The sequence below is a fragment of the Affinirhizobium straminoryzae genome, from assembly GCF_007004135.1.
In the GTDB taxonomy this organism is placed as follows: domain Bacteria; phylum Pseudomonadota; class Alphaproteobacteria; order Rhizobiales; family Rhizobiaceae; genus Neorhizobium; species Neorhizobium straminoryzae.
On sequence record NZ_VJMG01000016.1, the window covers coordinates 37769 to 55466 of the forward strand.

Annotated in this window: 16 protein-coding genes; 9 read left to right on the forward strand and 7 right to left on the reverse strand. The window is 63.6% G+C overall.

Features of this window, described 5'->3' with window-relative positions; translation table 11 throughout:
• From FNA46_RS07235 to FNA46_RS07245, 3 genes are all read right to left on the reverse strand, one after another.
• On the reverse strand, positions 1-777 hold the full coding sequence (locus FNA46_RS07235) for a 3-hydroxybutyrate dehydrogenase (RefSeq protein ID WP_143124449.1): 777 nt from the start codon (positions 775-777) through the stop codon (positions 1-3).
• Positions 778-870: 93 nt separating this feature from the next.
• Positions 871-1368: an invasion associated locus B family protein gene (locus tag FNA46_RS07240; protein ID WP_143124450.1), complete on the reverse strand. Its 498-nt coding sequence runs from the start codon at positions 1366-1368 to the stop codon at positions 871-873.
• Positions 1369-1537: 169 nt separating this feature from the next.
• Positions 1538-2242 (reverse strand): glutathione binding-like protein, encoded by a 705-nt coding sequence (locus FNA46_RS07245; RefSeq protein ID WP_143124451.1) that lies wholly within the window; start codon positions 2240-2242, stop codon positions 1538-1540.
• A 371-nt stretch (positions 2243-2613) separates the two neighbouring features.
• On the opposite strand from FNA46_RS07245, the gene FNA46_RS07250 reads away from it, so the two are divergent.
• The 5 genes from FNA46_RS07250 to FNA46_RS07270 all read left to right on the forward strand — a co-directional run bounded on the left by FNA46_RS07250 (position 2614) and on the right by FNA46_RS07270 (position 6470).
• On the forward strand, positions 2614-3678 hold the full coding sequence (locus tag FNA46_RS07250; protein WP_143124452.1) for an LLM class flavin-dependent oxidoreductase: 1065 nt from the start codon (positions 2614-2616) through the stop codon (positions 3676-3678).
• A 24-nt stretch (positions 3679-3702) separates the two neighbouring features.
• Positions 3703-4458 carry a type I methionyl aminopeptidase gene (gene map, locus FNA46_RS07255; RefSeq protein ID WP_143124453.1) on the forward strand — a complete coding sequence of 252 codons (756 nt, stop codon included), beginning with the start codon at positions 3703-3705 and terminating at the stop codon, positions 4456-4458.
• A gap of 139 nt (positions 4459-4597) precedes the next feature.
• Positions 4598-4846, forward strand: coding sequence for a BrnT family toxin (locus FNA46_RS07260; RefSeq protein WP_143124454.1), 249 nt, complete (start codon positions 4598-4600; stop codon positions 4844-4846).
• Positions 4843-5169 (forward strand): BrnA antitoxin family protein, encoded by a 327-nt coding sequence (locus tag FNA46_RS07265; protein ID WP_143124455.1) that lies wholly within the window; start codon positions 4843-4845, stop codon positions 5167-5169. Before FNA46_RS07260 ends, FNA46_RS07265 begins: the two co-directional genes overlap by 4 nt.
• 125 nt (positions 5170-5294) lie before the next feature.
• Positions 5295-6470 (forward strand): YbfB/YjiJ family MFS transporter, encoded by a 1176-nt coding sequence (locus FNA46_RS07270; RefSeq protein ID WP_143124456.1) that lies wholly within the window; start codon positions 5295-5297, stop codon positions 6468-6470.
• Between the two features lie 89 nt (positions 6471-6559).
• On the opposite strand, the gene FNA46_RS07275 is transcribed toward FNA46_RS07270, so the two are convergent.
• Positions 6560-8506, reverse strand: a complete 1947-nt coding sequence (locus tag FNA46_RS07275) for a methyl-accepting chemotaxis protein (protein WP_143124457.1) — start codon at positions 8504-8506, stop codon at positions 6560-6562.
• A 374-nt stretch (positions 8507-8880) separates the two neighbouring features.
• On the opposite strand from FNA46_RS07275, the gene sbmA reads away from it, so the two are divergent.
• Entirely contained in the window at positions 8881-10161 is a 1281-nt protein-coding gene (sbmA, locus tag FNA46_RS07280; RefSeq protein ID WP_143124458.1) for a peptide antibiotic transporter SbmA, read from the forward strand.
• Between the two features lie 83 nt (positions 10162-10244).
• Here sbmA and FNA46_RS07285 read toward each other — a convergent pair whose 3' ends face one another.
• Complete coding sequence (locus FNA46_RS07285; RefSeq protein ID WP_143124459.1) at positions 10245-11231, reverse strand: polysaccharide deacetylase family protein; 987 nt, start codon at positions 11229-11231, stop codon at positions 10245-10247.
• A gap of 247 nt (positions 11232-11478) precedes the next feature.
• On the opposite strand from FNA46_RS07285, the gene FNA46_RS07290 reads away from it, so the two are divergent.
• On the forward strand, positions 11479-12147 hold the full coding sequence (locus FNA46_RS07290; RefSeq protein ID WP_143124460.1) for a tetratricopeptide repeat protein: 669 nt from the start codon (positions 11479-11481) through the stop codon (positions 12145-12147).
• Between the two features lie 123 nt (positions 12148-12270).
• Positions 12271-13701: a ribosome biogenesis GTPase Der gene (gene der / locus FNA46_RS07295; protein WP_143124461.1), complete on the forward strand. Its 1431-nt coding sequence runs from the start codon at positions 12271-12273 to the stop codon at positions 13699-13701.
• A 37-nt stretch (positions 13702-13738) separates the two neighbouring features.
• Here the strand turns inward: der and FNA46_RS07300 are convergent, their stop codons facing one another.
• Together FNA46_RS07300 and FNA46_RS07305 are read right to left on the reverse strand one after the other, a co-directional pair.
• Positions 13739-14800 (reverse strand): glycosyltransferase family 4 protein, encoded by a 1062-nt coding sequence (locus tag FNA46_RS07300; protein WP_143124462.1) that lies wholly within the window; start codon positions 14798-14800, stop codon positions 13739-13741.
• 144 nt (positions 14801-14944) lie between these two features.
• Positions 14945-15856, reverse strand: a complete 912-nt coding sequence (locus tag FNA46_RS07305; protein ID WP_143124463.1) for a sugar kinase — start codon at positions 15854-15856, stop codon at positions 14945-14947.
• 187 nt (positions 15857-16043) lie between these two features.
• Here FNA46_RS07305 and bglA point away from each other — a divergent pair, with 187 nt between their 5' ends.
• Positions 16044-17693: a beta-galactosidase BglA gene (gene bglA, locus FNA46_RS07310; RefSeq protein WP_143124464.1), complete on the forward strand. Its 1650-nt coding sequence runs from the start codon at positions 16044-16046 to the stop codon at positions 17691-17693.
• Positions 17694-17698: the final 5 nt, after the last annotated feature.

Sequence of the window (17698 nt, forward strand, 5' to 3'; positions counted from 1 at the left end):
TTATTGAGCGGTCCAGCCGCCATCGATGGAGATATGTGTTCCGGTGATCTGTCGTGCTGCGTCGCTGGCGAGGAAGAGGGCGGTGGCGGCAACTTCCTCGATGGAGACGAACTCCTTCGTCGCCTGCAGGCGGAGCATGACCTCCGTCTTGACCGCCTCTTCCGAGATGCCACGTTCGCGCGCTGTGTCGGGGATCTGTCGTTCCACGAGCGGCGTCAACACGTAGCCGGGGCAGATGGCGTTCACCGTAATGCCGAATTCGGCCAATTCCAGTGCGGCCGTCTTGGTCAGACCCAAGACCCCATGCTTTGCAGCGACATAAGCCGATTTGAAGGGCGATGCAACAAGCGCATGCGCAGAGGCCACGTTGATGATGCGGCCATGGCCTGCCTTCTTCATCAGCGGAATGGTGTTGCGCATGGTGTGAAAGGCCGACGAGAGCAGGATGGCGATCAGCTGATCCCATTTTTCCGTCGGGAAATCCTCGATCTTTGCCACATGCTGGATGCCGGCATTGTTGACGAGCACATCGACTGTGCCGAAGCTCTTTTCGGCGAGCGCAATCAGGTCGGCGATCTCGTCGGGCTTCGTCATGTCGGCGCCGTGATAGAGCACTTTGCCGTCGCCGAGGCTGTCCAGATCGGCGCGGGCCGCCTCGATCTCGTCCGGTTTCCCGAAGCCGTTGATCACCACATTGGCGCCATCGGCGGCAAAGGCGCGGGCAATGCCGAGCCCGATGCCGCTGGTGGAGCCGGTGACGACGACGGTTCTTGCCATGTTTTTTCCTCCCTTGCAGGGCCGCCATGTTGCGGCGCCACAAGGGAGGTTATGCCCAAAGGGGCTTGGCTGGCAATGGTTTGTATCGCCGTCTCAGCGGCAGTTGCGAAGCGCCTGCAGGGCGGCCGAAACCCCCTTCAGCGAATAGGTATAGGCAGTGCTGGTGCCGCGGGCGGAGGTGGCCTTCAGCGTCATCTCGGCGCCGCCGCGCATGGCGGTGACGAGCGCCGGCTCGCGGGCGGGATCGCGCACCCAGGCGGCATTGTCCTTCGGCACCAGCGTGAAACTGTCATTGCCGATGGTCAGCGTGATGCGGGAATCCGCCTTCAGCGTATAGCCCATGATGGCCTGCGGCATCAGCGGTGAGGGGCCGGATTGCGGTGCGATCAGAAAATAGTTCTCGCCGTGGTTCACGCCGGCCGGCTGCTGGGCGACCGGGACCGACAGAACATAGCAGCTTCGGTTGCTGCCATTGCCATGCGCGTAGACGCCCCAGGCCTCGAACTGGTTGATGCGGGTCGGCTGCGCGCCGGCGGTGGCAGCGGATACGAGGACGGCGGAAACGGCTAGGGCGCATGTCTTGCGGGACATCGGGCTCTCCTGATCATGGCGGGTGGATACATCCCGTGCGCGAAACGGCGACGGGTGCGACAGCGCGCGATTGTTCTGGCAGAGAGTTACCGAAAGGTTAAGGCGGGGATCAACCCTTGGCGGCCCAGGCTCACAAAGGGTTGATGTGTCGGTGTCGTGCGGGGCAGGCTCAGGGCCGCGCCGGGATTTCCACGCCGCGCTGCACGCCGGGCCGCGCCATCATCCGGTCGAACCAGGCGGAAAGGTGGGGGCGGCTATCGTATTCGACGAGATCGCGCGCTTCATAGAAGCCGATCAGCGAGCGGATCCAGCCGACGATCGCGAAATCGGCGATCGTCACCGCATCGCCCATCATGAAGGCACGGCGATCCAGCCGCTGGTCGAGCACGCCGAGCAGGCGCTTGGTCTCGTTGAGGTAGCGGTCACGCGGGCGCTTGTCCTCGATCTCCTTGCCGGCGAACTTGTGGAAGAAGCCGAGCTGGCCGAACATCGGGCCGATGCCGCCCATCTGGAACATCACCCACTGGATCGTCTCGTAGCGGGCGGCGGCGTCCTTCGGCAGGAACTGCCCGGTCTTCTCCGCCAGATAGATCAGGATCGCGCCGGATTCGAACAGCGCCAGCGGCGTGCCGTCCGGGCCGTTCGGATCGAGGATGGCCGGGATCTTGCCGTTCGGGTTCAGCGAGAGAAATTCCTCGCCCCAGGTTTCGTTCTGGCCGATATTGATGAAATGCGGCTCATAGGCGAGCCCGGTTTCCTCCAGCATGATCGAAACCTTCACGCCGTTCGGCGTCGGGGTCGAATACAGTTGCAGGATGTCGGGATTGGCGGCGGGCCAGCGGCGGGTGATGGGGAAGGCGGAAAGATCGGCCATGGGGGTCCTCCTGTGGCAAATGCCGGCGGACTATAGCGCTCTCCCGTCGATGCGCCAGAGGGCGGCGGGGAAGGGGAGGCAGGCAGGCATCCCAGGTGGCGGGTGGCGCGAAAACCCTGAATCTTTTGGGAGGGATAGTCGCATTTGCTGATAGATTGAATCCATTTCCCCTTTAATTTCAGGGTATTTTTGCCCTTTCCTGTGTGGGGCTGATCTGCATCATCAGCGGATCAGTGTAAGTGTCAGGCAACGGATTCATATTAGCGATCGGCCATTATCCAGTTTTTCGAACAACCCCTTCGAAACTTTCCTGTTTATCGCGGACCTTTACCTCCCTATCTAGCGGGCTTGAACCACACGGAAGGATCGTCATGGAACTTGGCCTTTACACCTTTGCGGATGTCGATCCGAACATTGCAAGCGGCAGCCGCGGACAGGATGCCGCCACGCGCCTGCAGCATCTTCTGGAGGAGATCGAGCTGGCCGACCAAGTGGGCCTCGATGTGTTCGGTCTCGGCGAGCATCACCGGCCGGATTATGCCGTGTCCTCGCCTTCCACGGTGCTGGCGGCGGCGGCGGTAAAGACGAAGAACATCCGCCTGACGAGCGCCGTTTCGGTGCTGAGTTCGGATGATCCGATCCGCGTCTTCCAGCAGTTTTCCACCGTCGATCTTCTCTCCGGCGGCCGTGCGGAAATCATGGCCGGTCGCGGTTCCTTCATCGAGTCCTACCCGCTGTTCGGCTACGACCTCAACGATTACGACCGGCTGTTTTCGGAAAAGCTCGACCTTCTGCTGACGCTGCGCGACAACGAGATCGTCGAGTGGGAGGGTGAGCTGCGCGCGCCGATCAACCGTCGCGGCGTCTATCCGCGCCCGCTGCAGGACAAGCTGCCGGTGTGGATTGCCGTCGGTGGCACGCCGCAATCGGTGGCGCGCGCCGGCGCGCTGGGGCTGCCGCTGGCGGTCGCCATCATCGGCGGCGATTACGCCCGCTTTGCGCCTTTCTTCGATCTCTACCGCGAGGCCGCCCGCCGCTCCGGCCACGATCCGAAGACGCTGAAGACCAGCATCAATGTGCACGGTTTCGTTGCCGATACGACCGACAAGGCCGCGGACCAGTTCTACGGCCCGCAGGCGGCGGTGATGGACCGGCTGGGACGCGAGCGTGGCTGGCCGCCCACCAACCGTGCCCAGTTCGACCGTGCCCGCTCGGCCCCCGGCAATCTCTTCGTCGGCGATCCGGAAACGGTGGCGGAAAAGATCGTCGCGGCCCACAAGGTGTTTGGCAATGACCGCCTGCTGATCCAGATGGCGATCGGCCTGATGCCGCATGACCAGATCATGCGCGGCATCGAGCTTTTCGGCACCCGCGTCGCACCGCTCGTCAGAAAAGCGTTGACGCCTGCGAAGGATGGCGCGAAACCGGCCGCCTGAAAACGACCAGCCGGATTTCTGCCCATGATCATCACCTCGGACGACGAACTTCAGAAGCTGAAGGCCATCGGGCGCATCTGCGCCCAGGCCGTCGAGGTGATGGCAAAGGCGCTGGAACCGGGGATCACCACGCTCGAACTCGATGAGATCGGCCGTAGGGTGCTGGAGGAGAACGGCGCCCAGTCGGCGCCGGAATTCTGCTACCAGTTCCCGGGCGCCACCTGCATCAGCGTCAACGAGGAAGTGGCCCACGGCATTCCGGGCAGCCGGGTGATTGCGGCGGGCGACCTCGTGAACATCGATGTGTCGGCCGTCAAGGACGGCTTCTTCGGCGACACCGGCGCCTCGTTTGCCGTGCCGCCGGTGACGCGCGAGGTGGAAAAACTGCTGCGCGATGGGCGCCGGGCGCTGTGGACCGGGCTGCAGCAGGTGAAAACCGGCAAGCCGATCGCCGGCATCGGCAATGCCATCGGCGTTTTCGCCAAGAAGAACCGCTATACGCTGATCACCAATCTCGCCAGCCACGGCATCGGTCGCTCCCTGCACGAGGAGCCGACCGAGGTGCCGACCTGGCCGGATGCGGATGAGAGCCGCATCATGGAGGAGGGCCTCGTCTTCACCGTGGAGCCCTTCCTGTCGCTCGGCGGCGAATGGGCCGAGGACGGCGGCAATGGTGATCCCTGGACGCTCTACAGCGATCCACGCGCTCCGACCGTGCAGTTCGAACACACCATCGTGGTGACCCGCAACGGCCCGCTGATTCTCACGCTTGCGGAGTAGGGTCTGTTCGTCGATCGATAAGTTCGATGTGTGGGCGGCGCGGCGGACTTTCCGCCCATCGTCGCGCTGGCTTTTTGCGCGCAATTAAAGTGTACTTTTATATCAGTGTGCGCTAGATTTTCCGTGTACGGAAATTTCGATGAAAATCATCTATGACGAAGGCAAGCGGCTGTCCAATCTTGATACGCACGGTCTGGACTTTGCCGATCTGACAATCGAGTTTTTTGCCGCCTGCGTTGTCATTCCCGCAAAGTCGGGGCGCTTCATGGCGATCGGCGCGTTTTATGGTCGTATCATCATTGCGGTGGTGTTTCGCCCAGTCGGAGCCGAAGCCTTGTCAGTGATCTCGATGCGGCCCGCAAGTATTAGGGAACGGAGAGTGCTATGACGGCCAAGTTTTTAGCCGGGCGTCCGCTGACGCAGGACGAGGAAGCCGAGATCCAGCGGATGATCGCCTCCGATCCGGATGCGCCGGAGGCAAGCGAGGCGGAGATGGCTGAGGCACGTTCTTTCGCCGAGGTTTTTCCGGACGTGGCCGCGAGCATTGATCGGGAAATTGCCCGCCGCGGACGCGGCCGCCCGCCGGTGGAAGCGCCGAAGGTGGCCGTGACCATCCGTATCGAGCCGGAGGTGTTGCAGCGTTTTCAGGCCCAGGGCAGGGATTGGCGCAGCCGGATGACCGAGGCGCTGCGCAAGGCGGCAGGATTGTGAGCCGAGGTGAGACAATAGGGGGTCTGATTACGTCTGCCGAACGCAACGCCTGCATCACAAGTTCTGATGGGTTCCTTGACAAATCCTGCATTGTGCCGGCCCCGCTTTGCTGCGACGAAGGGAGCATGTCTCGGATTTTGCCCACGTCCTCGCCCTTGCGCATCGGCTTTGCCGGGGCTGTTGCCATGGCGGCGGCCATGGGCTTTGGACGTTTCTTCTTCACGCCGGTGCTGCCCGGCATGATGAGCGGCGTGCCGCTGTCGGCCTCTGAAGCGGGGCTGATTGCGGCTGGCAATTTTGCCGGTTATCTCGCCGGCGCTTTGCTCGCCAGCCAGTCCTGGGCGGCGGGACGGGAGCGGGGCCTGGCCCTCGGCGGTCTTCTGGCCACGGCGCTTTTGCTTCTGGCCATGGCGCTGACCGAAAGCCTGCCGCTCTTCATCCTCATCCGGAGCCTTGCAGGTCTCGCCAGTGCCTTTGCGATGATCTTCACCACCTCCATCGTGCTGCCGCACGCGCTTGGCCGCGATGGGGTGCAGGCCATCCATTTCGGCGGTGTCGGCGCGGGCATTGCCCTGTCTTCGGTCGTCGCCTTCCTTGTGCATCGCGCAGCCGGGGATGCGGCGCATGGATGGCGGATGGACTGGATCGTTGCCGCGGCGATCGTCCTCGTCGGGCTCATGTATGTGGCGCACCAGTTGCCGCGCCCGCCGGCTGGTCGAAAGGCGGAGGCCGAGCCGCCGATGCGCTGGACACGTCCGCTTGTGCTGCTGACGCTCTCCTATGGTCTGTTCGGCTTCGGTTATGTGGTGACCGCCACATTCCTCGTGGCCATCGTGCGGATGGCGGCCGCCGGGCCGGCGGTGGAGGCGGGGGCCTGGCTTGTCACCGGGCTTGCGGCCTGTGTGTCGCTGTTCCTCTGGCGGCCGTTTTCCGCCCGCATCGGGCTTGGATGGAGCACGCTGCTCTGCCTTCTGCTTGAGGCCTGCGGTGTCCTGGCCTCCGTGCTGATGCCGCCCGTCATCGGCGCTCTTCTGGGTGGCCTTCTTCTCGGCCTCACCTTCATGACGGTCACGGCGTATGGACTTCAGCTTGCCCGTGCTCTGACCCCGGCAAGCCAGCGGCGGGCGCTTGCCATGATGACGGCGGCCTTCGGCACGGGGCAGATTGTCGGACCGCTGGTCGCGGGCTGGGCCACACAGGCAAGTGGAAACTTCACCCTCGCCTCCGTCATGGCCGCCGTCGTCCTTGTGGTGGCAGCGATCTGCCTGCGCCCGGTGCTTGGCCGCACAGCACCGACATGATCTCCGCAGATGGCCGGTAGCCTTAACTTGCAATGAGGCAAGGCGGGGATGTGCCCGCGCCTTGCCTGGGATCGGGTCTCAGAGCCTGATCAGAATTCTGACCAGTTCTCTGTCGCCTGTGCGCGGGCGGCATTGGCGGAAAAGGCTGCGGCGAGCTTGCGGCCCAGCGCGCGGGCCGGTGACCGCACCGGCTGGGTTGCCACGGCCGGTGCCGCGACGGGCCGGCCCGGCTCGTTTCGCACAGCGGCCTCCGCAAGCCTGAACTGCGACAGCAACTGGTTCAGGGCTGCCACCTCGCGGGCAAGGCCATGGCTGGCCGCCGTGGTCTCTTCCACCATCGCGGCGTTCTTCTGGGTGTCCTGATCCATCTGGTTGACGGCCGTGTTGATCTGCTGCAGGCCGGAGGACTGTTCCTGCGCCGCCTCCACGATGGCGCTGACATGCTGGTTGATCTCGCGCACCTCCGCCACGATGCTTTCCAGCGCCCGGCCGGTATCACCGACCAGCTGCACGCCTTCGCGTACCTGGCCGTTGGAGGCGGAAATCAGGTTCTTGATTTCCTTGGCGGCGGTGGCGGAGCGCTGTGCGAGTTCACGCACCTCCTGCGCCACGACCGCAAAACCCTTGCCAGCTTCGCCGGCGCGTGCCGCTTCGACGCCGGCATTCAGTGCCAGCAGGTTGGTCTGGAAGGCGATTTCGTCGATGACGCCGATGATGTTGCCGATCTCGCCCGAGGAACTCTCGATCTTGCCCATGGCCGCAATGGCCTGACGCACGATCTCGCCGGACTGTTCGGCGCTGGCGCGGGTGCGGGCCACCAGTTGGCCGGCCTCCTGCGCACGACGGGTGGAATCCTTCACCGTCGTGGTGATTTCCTCCAGCGCCGCCGCTGTTTCCTCCACGGCTGCCGCCTGCTGTTCGGTGCGCTTGGCAAGGTCATTGGCCGCCGACTTGATCTCGTTGGCGCCGGCATCGATGCCCTGCGCGTTCCGGGATACGGCCAGCAATGCCGCCTGCAGCTTTTCGGCCGACTGGTTGAAGTCGTGGCGAACCTGGTCGAGGCTTTCGGTAAAGGGGGTAGCGATGCGATGCGAGACGTCTCCATCGGCCAACCGCGAAAGCGCATCGGCGAGGTTGTCGACTGCATGGCGCACATCGCCAGTGGCGCGGGCCGCCTCTGCCTCGCGCTGCAGGCGTTCCTGCTCGGACAGGCTGCGATTGGCCTCTGCCTCCTCCTCCAAACGGGTGCGTGCAATCGCATTGTCGCGGAACACCGCCACCGCCTGGGCCATGGCTCCAATTTCGTCACGTCGGTCAATGCCATCGACCTCCTGTCGCGTCTCGCCGGCAGCAAGCGCGGTCATGCGCGCCGAGAGCGTCTTGATTGGGCGTATCACGCCGTGCGACGCAACCAGCAGCGACAAGACGAAGACGCCGGCAAACAGAAGGCCGCCGGTGATCAGCACATAGCGGATCGTCGCATGGGCATTCCGCTGCATGGCCTGGGATTCCTTCTTCAGGCCATCGATGCGCTGACTGTTCCAGTCGCGGATATCCGCGCGCCAGGCAATCACCTGGGGATCGACGGTCGCAAGAATGGCTTCTGCTTCCTGCGAATGCCCCTCCGCGTCCGCGCGGATGGCGCGGCGGAATTCCGCCAGCAGCCCGCGTGCACGCTCGGCGAAGCGGTCGAGATCGGCCGCATATTCCGGCGTCAGCGATTTGGCCATCTCGAAGCGGCGGGCCATCAGCGCCTCTTCGTCCTGAAAGGACTTCAGCGGCTGGAGCCGCTGCTCGATGGCGGGATCGAACATCGCCACCTGGTAGGCCGCAGTCTGGGCCGCCACCATTGCGGTGGAGATGCGCGCCACTTCCACGGCGGCGAAGGTATCGGTGGAGACAAAATCGTCATAGGTCGCGACCGTGTCCCGGAAGCCGCCGCCCATGACTCCGATGCCGACCAGTCCGAGCAGGCCGATCACGGCAACGAGCGACACGATCTTGGTGCGAATTGTCACGTGCTTTAATAGAAACAAGGAAATACCTCATGTCCCATGACCCGGCCTTGAGGTTTGCAAGGCAGGAGCGGGCACTGAAATTGTTCGGGCAACATTGCGCAACAGGGGCCTGATCATCAGGCGACGTGGACCATAGGCGGTCCCGGGCAGTTATCATACCTGACAATGAGTCGGTTAATTTCCCGTTACATCGGCGCTGGTATTTCTGTTCTTCTATGCCGATCACGCCGCCGCGCCGTCCGGGACAGTTTTGTCCAGCAGATCTATTGGACAATATTACAATTGCTTAAGGCAAACCGGATGGGCATTGCCGCCCCCTGCCAACTAGCTTACCTTCGCCGCCCACACGCGCCGCTTTCGGCGCCGCATCGCAGCAAGGGAAACCGCCTTCCGTGTTCCATTCATTCTTTCCACGGCCCAAACTGTTTTTCACCTCCGCCGCGCTCTGGTCGCTGGTCTGCATCGTGGTGTGGTACACCGTTGGGCCGCAGATCGGCACCGCCATCGGCCTTCCGCCACTGCCGGCCGGGGAAAAGCCGCCGATCGGGCTTGCCTTCTTCTTCACCACGGACAATCTCTGGTTCTACATCTATTTCACGGTCTTCGTGCTGATCTTCGGTGGCACCTGGAAGCTGATCGAGCGCCATCATCGCTGGTCGAACTGGTCGATCTGGGGTTCCGCCTTCATCGTGTTCATCGCCTATTTCGCGGTGCAGATTTCGGTGGCCGTCAACAACTGGCGCGGGCCGTTCTGGGATCTCATCCAGAAGGCGATGTCGAAGGAGCCGGGCGTCACGACGAGCCTGCTCTACGAATATCAGCTGCGCTTCCTTGAAATCGGCGTGCTCAGCATCGTTCTCAACGTTGTCACGGCCTTCTTCACCAACCACTATGTGTTCCGCTGGCGCCAGGCGATGAACGACTACTACCTGTCCAAGTGGGACAGGCTGCGCCACATCGAAGGTGCCTCGCAGCGTATCCAGGAAGATACGATGCGCTTCGCCAATATTCTCGAAGGGCTGGGCGTCACGCTGATCAACTCGGTGATGACGCTCGTCGTCTTCCTGCCGCTGCTGTTTCGCATGTCCGACAATATCGGCGACCTGCCGATCATCGGGGCCGTGCCGCATGCGCTGTTCTGGCTGGCCATCGGCTGGTCGCTGTTCGGCACCGCGCTTCTGGCCTTTGCCGGCATCAAGCTGCCCGGCCTGCAGTTCCGCAACCAGCGCGTCGAAGCGGCCTTCCGCAAGGAACTCGTCTATGGCGAGGACAATCCGGACCGCGCCGATCCCGTGACGGTCGGCGAGCTGTTCGGCAATGTGCGCCGCAACTACTTCCGCATGTACTGGCACTATCTCTATTTCAACGTGGCCCGCTACACCTATGGCCAGCTGGACGCGATCTTCCTCACCACCATCCTGATCCCCACCTTCGTGGCCGGCAAGCTGACCATGGGCCTGTGGCAGCAGGTGGCGACCGCCTTCGGTCAGGTGAGCGACAGTTTCCAGTATCTCGTCAGCTACTGGTCGACGATCATCGAGCTTCTGTCGATCCACAAGCGCCTGAAGGCCTTCGAGGCGGCCATCGACGGCCAGCCGCTGCCGGAGATCGACCAGCGCTATCTGGAGCGCGAGGCCGAGGGCGGCGAACTGGCAGCCGACAAGCCCTACTGAAAAGGGGATTGATCCCAAACAGACAAAGGCCCCAGCGGACGCCTTCCGCTGCGGCCTTTGTCCTGTAATGCCGTGTGAGACGATCAGAGGCCGGAATCGGCCTCCGGCTTCGAAGGCGGCCGATCCTTCAGCGCCGCAATCGCCTCGCCATAGGTCACGCAGCCGACATCCGGCAGGCCGCAGACATCGGTTACCAGCCGCTCCATGGCCCGCCAGTAGGCGCCGCCATTCATCTCCACGAAGTGAAAGCCGACCTGCAGCGGAATGCGCTCGCCCGCATACTGCCGGTCGAAGGCGGCGCGGAAGGCGGCATAGGCACGCTCCTGGAATTCCGGCGCGCGGCTGGGGTTCTCGATGCCGGCGGAATGACGGATGAAGAGGTTGTAGTCCATCGCGATGATCTTGCGATTGTCAGGCCCTTCCGGGATCAGCGGCAGGCCGAAGTTCAGCACGCCGTCGCGGCTCTCCGGCAGCACCGGCCCCTTGCCGATGCCGCTGCCGTCATAGGTGAACCCTTCGGCATGCTCTGCCGCATTGAGCGGTTCTGACGTCGAGAGATAGGGCGCGCGAAACCCCTTGATGTCGGAAACGAAGGTCCGCCAGCCCGCCGGCTCGCTGCCCTCTGCGCCAAGGTCGGCCCAGGCATTCGTCAGCACCCGGCGAAAGCTCTGCATCTCCGTGCGCCAGTCGCTCTCCGTCCAGTCGCGGCCGTCGAAATGGCCGCAGGTGTGGCTGGCGATTTCGTGGCCTTCCTGATGCGCCTGCCAGATGTGGTCGAGCCGGGTCAGCGCCTCCTCGCGTGTCTGGGCAAAGCCGATATTGGAACGGCCGGCTTTCTGGTTCGGGGCCTGATAGGTTTTCGCCCGCGCCCGCTCGATCACCAGCGTACAGGACAGAAAATAGGTGAAGCGGGCATGGGCATTCTGCGCAATCTGGCGGCTCCTCGCCCAGAGCGCATTGCTGCCTGCGCCATCGAAGGAGATCAGCAGCAGTTGCTTCGGCTTCTCCTCGGCCTCTGCGGATGCACTACAGCAGAGAAGAGCGGCAACGAGGGCAGGAATGCAACGCAAGACGGATCCTGTCGATCTGAGTGTGTGTCGGGGCCTTGTCGCGACGGAATGCGGCAAAGCCGGGGCATGCGATGCGAAGGGCCGCGGCCCGGCCTCTCGCTGTGGCTCGAGGCGTTCGTTGCTCAAATCGATCCACTGGATCGATTTGACGGCCAAGCCGTCGCAACTCACCCCCTTACATCCCGGTCAAAATAGGTTAGAAGGCAGGCTTTCGAGGCAAGGGGCCGCCTTCTGGCCGGAGTTTGGCATGGTACATGATAACGACAGCTTTATCCGCGAGGTGAATGAGGAACTGCGTTCCGAGCAGATCAGCGGCGTCTGGCGCAGGTTTCGCTACTTCATCATCGGCGGGGCCGCGCTGATCGTTGTCGGCACGGCGGCCTATCGCGGTTATGAATACTGGCACTCGCACAATGCCTCGATCTATGGCGACCAGTTCCTGGCGGCCTTGAACCTTGCAAAGGATAAGCCGGACGAGGCGCTCGCCGCCCTCAAGACGCTTGAGGCCGATGGCAGCGGTGCATATCCGGTGCTGGCGCGTATGCGGGCCGCGACGCTTCTCGCCCAGAAGGGCGATGTCGCTGCTGCGGTTGCGGCCTTCAATGACGTCTCCAAGGACAAGGCGGTTCCGGAAGTCATGCGCGATGTCGCCAAGCTGCGCGCCGCCTTCCTGCTGATCGATACCGGCACCTATGACCAGGTTTCGGCAGAGGTCGAGGTGATGGCGGTTCCGGGCAATGCGCTGCGCAATTCCGCCCGCGAGGCGCTGGGTCTTGCCGCCTACAAGGCCGGTGACATGGCCAAGGCCAAGCAGTGGTTCCAGGATATCGCCGGCGATGCGACGGCGCCCCGCAATGTCGCCAACCGCGCGCAGATCATGCTCGATACCATTGCCGCATCCGGCAAGGCACCGTAATTTAGAGCATCTGACCAAAGACCGGAGACTGGTCTTCGGTCCGATGCGTGACCAAAAACCGGAGCATCCTGCCGTTTTCGCATGATGCTCTGGAACGAGAAGGCCAGAAAGGCACCAGATCCCATGAGCTTCACTGTCGCCATTGTCGGGCGTCCCAATGTCGGCAAGTCCACGCTGTTCAACCGTCTGGTGGGCAAGAAGCTCGCGCTGGTGGACGATACGCCGGGCGTGACGCGTGACCGTCGGCCGGGCGATGCCAAGCTGGTCGACCTGCGCTTCCGCATCATCGATACCGCCGGCCTGGAAGAGGCCGATCCCGAAACGCTTGAAGGCCGCATGCGCGCCCAGACGGAGATGGCGATCGACGAGGCGGATCTGTCGCTCTTCGTCGTGGATGCCAAGATGGGGCTCACTCCCGTCGACCAGACGCTGGCGGAAATGCTGCGCCGGCGCGGCAAGCCGGTGGTGCTGGTCGCCAACAAGTCGGAAGCGCGCGGTTCCGATGGCGGTTTCTACGATGCCTACACGCTGGGACTCGGCGAACCGGTGCCGATCTCGGCCGAACACGGCCAGGGCATGATCGACCTGCGCGACGCGATCGTCGAGGCGATCGGTCCCGAACGCGCCTTCGGTGACGACGAGGATGACGTTGCCGTCACCGATGTCGATGTCAGCGCGGCCGAGATCGAGGGCGGCGAGGACGAGGAGATCGAGCCCCTCTATGACGAGACGAAGCCGCTGCGCGTCGCAATCGTCGGCCGCCCGAATGCAGGCAAGTCCACGCTCATCAACCGCTTTCTCGGCGAGGACCGCCTGCTGACCGGCCCGGAAGCCGGCATCACCCGCGATTCCATCTCGGTGGAGTGGGAATGGCGCGGCCGCATGATCAAGATGTTCGATACCGCCGGCATGCGCCGCAAGGCGCGCGTGCAGGAAAAGCTGGAAAAGCTGTCGGTGGCCGATACGCTGCGCGCCATCCGCTTTGCCGAAACCGTGGTCATCGTCTTCGATGCCACCATTCCCTTCGAGAAGCAGGACCTGCAGATCGTCGATCTGGTGCTGCGCGAGGGCCGCGCCGCGGTGCTTGCCTTCAACAAGTGGGATCTGGTGGAAGAGCCGCAGGCAGTTCTGGCGGATCTGCGCGAAAAGACCGAACGGCTGCTGCCGCAGGCGCGCGGCATTCGCGCCGTCCCGATCTCCGGCCAGACGGGCTACAGCCTCGACAAGCTGATGCAGAACATCGTCGACACCGACAAGGTGTGGAACAAGCGCATCTCCACGGCCAAGCTGAACCGCTGGCTGGAAGCACAGCAGGTGCAGCATCCGCCACCGGCCGTCTCCGGCCGCCGCATCCGCCTGAAATACATGACGCAGGTCAAGGCGCGCCCGCCGGCCTTCATGATTTCCTGCACGCGCTCCGATGCGCTGCCGGAAAGCTATGTCCGCTATCTGATCAACGGCTTGCGCGCCGATTTCCAGATGCCGGGCGTTCCGATCCGCATCCATTTCAAGGCGGCGGAAAACCCCTACGAGAACAGACGCAAGAAGCGCTGATCCCTGTGGTCCCGACGACCGGTCCGCTGGGCCGGTCTCAGGAGGTCAGCGCGCGAAAGCTTCCCTTGCGGCCGGGCAGCGCCTTGCGCCCCTGCGCGATCAGCACATTGTTGAGGAACTGTTTCGAGGCCGCTTCCCAGGTGAAGTTGCGGGCAAGCCGGCGGGCATTGTCGCGCGGGCAGGAAAGCGCATCGAGACAGGCCTGGCGCAGGTCCTCGTTCAGCGCGCCAGCGCCAGCGCCATCCTCGAGAATGTCCACAGGACCGGTGACGGGGAAGGCGGCGACGGGCACACCGCTTGCCAAGGCTTCCAGAATGGTGTTGCCGAAGGTGTCGGTCTTCGACGGGAAGACGAACACGTCGGCCTGGGCATAGGCGCGCGCCAGATCCTCGCCGGTCTTCATGCCGGTAAACAGCACGTGCGGATAGCGGCGCTGCAACTCGGCCCGTTCCGGCCCGTCGCCCACCACCACTTTCGAACCCGGCAGATCGAGATCGAGAAAGGCCGGCAGGTTCTTTTCCACCGCAATGCGGCTTACCGTCATGAAGATCGGGCGGGGCAGGCCGAAGGGATTGTCTTCCAGCGGGCGCGGGTGAAACAGCGTCTGGTCGATGCCGCGGCTCCAGCGCAGCAGGTTCTTCAGGCCGAGCTTCGACAGTTCGCGTTCCAGGCTGGCGGTTGCCACCATGCAGCCATTGCCGGCATTGTGAAACCAGCGCACGAAGGCGCGCAGCCAGCGGATCGGCACGGGAAAGCGCGCGGCGACATATTCCGGAAAGCGGGTGTGATAGCTGGTCGAGAAAGGCAGCTTGTTCTTCAGGCACCAGCGGCGGGCCAGAAGTCCGAGCGGGCCTTCGGTTGCGATATGCACCGAGGTCGGGCCGAATTTCTCGATGGCGCGGGCAACCGCGCTGTAGCTTGCCACCGACAGGCGGATTTCCGGATAGGTGGGGCAGGGGACGCTGGAAAAATCCTGCGGCGTGATCATCGAGACCTCGATGCCCATCCGCGTCAGTTCGCGATTGGTGTTCTCGATCGACCGCACGACACCGTTGACCTGCGGATACCAGGCATCGGTGACGATGGTGATTCTGGTCATGCTGGCCTCGCCCCCTCTGCCATCGCGCAACCGACTCGCGCAGTCGCAGGTGACTTCCCGGCCCTTATCGAAGACTTCTGTGACAGGGGGATGTCAGGACGATGCCCGCATGGCGGGGCAGGGCGTCTAGTCCCCGTCTGTGCGTCACTCCGGCAACAGGGCGGGCTCGATCAGCGCACCGTGATGGCCGATCACGACGGAGGCGACGGCAGCGCCATGCGCGGCCGCCTCTGCCAGCGTTGCCCCCTGCATCAGGCGGGCAAGGAAGCCGCCGTTGAAGCTGTCGCCGGCGCTCGTTGTATCCACCAGCCGTTCCGGCGGCACGGCCGGCACGAAGATGGTCTGCCCGCCTTCGGCGACGGTCGCGCCCTGCGCACCGTTCTTGACGACAACCTTTTCCGCGCCGAGCGCCTGATAGCGCTCGATGGTGGCAGCGACATTGACATCGCCGAAATGCTGCGCCTCGTCGTCGAAACTCGGCAGCACGATGGAGGCGGCGCGGGCGCCGTCGCTAATCGTGTCCAGCATGCGCACCTTGTCGGCCCAGAGCCGAGGACGGATGTTCGGATCGAAGGCCACCGTCTTGCCGCTTGCACGGGCGCGACGCAGTTCGGCGAGCAGCGTGTCGCAGGCAATCGGCGAGAGGATCGCGAGCGTAATGCCCGAAAAATAGAGAAGATCGGCGCTTTCGATCGCTGCACGCAGATGGTCGCCATCGTCGGCCAGCAGGCGGGCGGCGGCGCTGTCGCGCCAGTAGCTGAAGGTGCGCTCGCCGTCCTTCAGGGTGATGAGGTAGAGGCCCGGCGTGCGGCCGGCGATGCGGCGGATGAAGCCGGTGCCGATGCCCGCCTTCTCCATGAAGGCCTGCATCTCGTCGGAGAGCGGATCGTCGCCGAGGCCGGTCAGGTAGTCCACCTGCCAGTCATCGGGCAGGGCGGCGCGCAGATACCAGGCGGTGTTGAAGGTGTCGCCGGCAAATCCCTTGCGCAGCAGGCCCTGACCCGCCTGCGACAGTTCCACCATGCACTCGCCGATCGAAAGAATGCGCCTTGCCATGAACGACCGTCCCCTCCGTCTCTCTGCCTGCTGGGCATAAGGTGAAGTGCCGGGCAAGGCAAGGCGCCGGCGCAAAAGCCCGCTATTTTCCGTGATCGGCTCGCATTTCTGTCATGATCTTCCTTTGTCTTTTGACGTCAGCTCACTAGGTTGGGCTGTGATTTGAATGACAGGGAGTAACGCAGAGATGGCAAGGGTAACGGCACAGAAGGGCGATCCGAACTGGTGGCGCGGCGCGGTGATCTATCAGGTCTATCCGCGCTCCTTCCAGGACACGACCGGCGACGGCATTGGCGATATCAGGGGCATCACCCAGCGCCTGCCGCACATCGCCTCGCTCGGTGTCGATGCCATCTGGCTGTCGCCCTTCTTCACCTCGCCGATGGCCGACATGGGCTATGACGTCTCCGATTACTGCAATGTCGATCCGATGTTCGGCACGCTTGCCGATTTCGATGCGATGATGGCCGAATGCGAGCGGCTCGGCCTCAAGGTGATCATCGACCAGGTGATCTCGCACACCTCCGACCGGCATCCATGGTTCGTGGAAAGCCGCGCCAGCCGCACGAATCCGCGCGCCGACTGGTATGTCTGGGCCGATCCCAAACCGGATGGCACGGCGCCCAACAACTGGCTGTCGATCTTCGGCGGGCCGGGCTGGGAATGGGATGGCGTGCGCAAGCAGTATTACATGCACAATTTCCTCGCCTCGCAGCCGGATCTCAACTTTCACAATCCGGATGTGCAGGATGCGGTGCTGGCCACGGTAAAGTTCTGGCTGGATCGCGGCGTGCACGGCTTCCGTCTGGACACCGTGAACTACTATTTCCACGACAAGCAGCTGCGCAACAATCCGCCGATGGTCTACGATCCGGATTCGACGGGGCTGGAAACCGACACCAATCCGTATTCGATGCAGAACCATCTCTATGACAAGAGCCAGCCGGAGAACATCGAGTTCCTGAAACGGCTGCGGTCGCTGCTCGACGACTATGACTGCCGCACGACAGTGGGAGAGGTGGGCGATGCGGACCGTTCGCTGACGACGCTCGCGATCTATACCAGCGGCAATGACAAGCTGCACATGTGCTACACCTTCGATCTGCTCAGCCCGCGCTTCACGGCCGAGCACATTCGAAGCGTCGTGTCCAAGTGCCAGGAGATCGTCACCAATGGCTGGGTCTGCTGGGCCTTTTCCAACCACGACGTCGTGCGCCATGTCAGCCGCTTCATGGAGACGCCGGACGAGCGCGAGGCGATCGCCCGGCTGGCGATCAGCGTGCTGAGCAGCCTGCGTGGCTCGATCTGCCTCTATCAGGGCGAAGAACTGGGTCTGCCGGAGGCGGAGCTTTCCTTCGAGGATCTGCGTGACCCCTACGGCATCCGTTTCTGGCCGGCCTTCAAGGGCCGGGACGGATGCCGCACGCCGATGGTGTGGGAGGCAGGCAAGCCGCTCGGCGGTTTCAGCGAAGGCCCCAAGGCCTGGCTTCCGGTGCCACCGGAGCATATGGCGCTTTCGGTCGATGCACAGGAGGCCGACGAGGGCTCGGTGCTCAACCACTATCGCCGCACGCTCGGCTTCCGCAAGGCGCATGCGGCGCTTCTGGATGGCGATCTGACCTTCCTCGACACGCAGGCCGACGTGCTGGCCTTCATCCGCGAAAAGGGCGGCGAACGGCTGCTCTTCGTCTTCAACCTGACCCGCGAGGCCAAGGATTTCCCGCTGACGGGCGCCTTTGCCGATGCACAGCCGATGCCGATGCCAGGTTATGCCCCGGCGGTCGAGGGCAAGGTGGTGAAGCTTTCGCCGCTCGATGCCTTCTGCGCTCGCCTCTGAGGGGC